The sequence below is a fragment of the Yersinia sp. 2542 StPb PI genome, assembly GCF_048593855.1.
In the GTDB taxonomy this organism is placed as follows: domain Bacteria; phylum Pseudomonadota; class Gammaproteobacteria; order Enterobacterales; family Enterobacteriaceae; genus Yersinia; species Yersinia enterocolitica_E.
In genome coordinates, this window is record NZ_JAZGQA010000379.1 from 1 (window position 1) to 1561 (window position 1561).

Genomic DNA, 1561 nt, shown 5'->3' on the forward strand with positions numbered 1-1561 from the left:
CATCAGGCACAAACAGTATAATAGCCTTCGACTGGTCACAAAACTTTGAAATTTACTAAAGTCTATAATATTGGAGACCGACATAGTGCTCCATAAAAAGGTTATGTATCTCGATACGCTGACAATGTTGATGTATAGCGACACCAATAACAAGTAACCAAGCAAACTTATTTGGCTTTCCTACCGTGGTAATGTAAGTATCCCAGCTTTAGTTCCACACACTTCTTGAGATTTCCGGTTTCTCAGCCATCAGCCGGTATTCTTCCGGTGTCAGGTTATTCAGGGATTCATGGGGCCGCTCACTATTATATTCATTCAGCCAGCGTTCCGTAATTTCCCGTGCTTCGTTCAGCGTTCTAAATAGGTAAAAATCCAGTATTTCTGTCCGGTACGTCCTGTTAAATCGTTCGATAAACGCGTTCTGTGTCGGCTTACCCGGCTTGATAAATTCCAGCACCACACCATGCTCTTCAGCCCATTTCGCCAAAGCCAGTGATATCAGTTCCGGTCCATTATCCATCCGCATCTTGAGCGGATATCCACGGTTTGCTACTATCCTGTCCAGCACCCGGACGACCCGCTGAGCAGGGATATTCAGGTCAATTTCTATTGCCAGTGCCTCGCAGTTAAAATCATCCACGACGTTGAAGGTCCGAAAACGTCGGCCACAGATCAGCGCGTCGTGCATAAAATCGATGGACCAGCTCTGGTTGAGCGCTTCCGGCGTTGCCAGCGGTGCCGGATTGCGCACCGGCAGACGGTGTTTACCCTTACGACGAAAATTCAGTTTCAGCAAACAGTACATCCGGTGTACGCGCTTGTGGTTCCAGACCTGCCCTTGCCTGCGAAGCACCTGAAAAAGCTTCTTAAAGCCGTAGCGGGGATAGCGCTCGGCTGCCTCGGTCAGCACCGGTTCATCACGTCGCGTATCCGGTTGGTAACGAAACACCGTCCTGCTCAGCGATAACGTCCTGCATGCCTGGTGTATGCTCATCGTAAACTGTGCGGTCAAATAGTTGACGAGTTCACGCTTTATCGCTGGTTTTAAAGCTTTTTTTCGATAACGTCTTTCAATGCCCGGCACTCCAGGCTCAGGTCGGAAAACATCTGCTTCAGACGACGATTCTCGTCCTCAAGATCTTTGATCTTTTTGATATCAGCGGCTTCCATCCCGCCATATTTCGCCTTCCAGTTGTAATAGCTGGCTTCAGAAATAGCGGCCTCGCGACACACATCTTTGACAGTTCGGCCAGCTTCTACGGATTTCAGAACGGCAATGATCTGGTGTTCAGTGAATCGGATTTTACGCATGGCGATCTCCTCAGGGGACATAATCAGTATGTCGAAAGATCTCTAAAAATGAATGGGCCGTTTTGAGGGGATACTTACAGTAACTCACATTATGTCTACTCTCATATAACACCATTAGTGCATATCATTCACTAATGGTGTTATATACCGACAGTGAAAAAACATTTAAGTATCCAATACCTTTTCTAAAAAGGTAAGATAGTATTTAAATCGGGAATTCTTTCCATTTATTATAGAGTTCAACCAAGCT

At 46.4% G+C, this 1561-nt stretch carries 1 protein-coding gene; it reads right to left on the reverse strand.

Annotated elements, in window-relative coordinates:
* Positions 1-208: 208 nt before the first annotated feature.
* Positions 209-1311 (reverse strand): IS3 family transposase gene (locus V1952_RS21760; RefSeq protein WP_420074046.1). Its coding sequence is split into 2 segments (ribosomal slippage): positions 209-1050 and positions 1050-1311, totalling 1104 coding nucleotides; the frame shifts between segments, so codons are not numbered across the junction.
* Between the last annotated feature and the right edge of the window lie 250 nt (positions 1312-1561).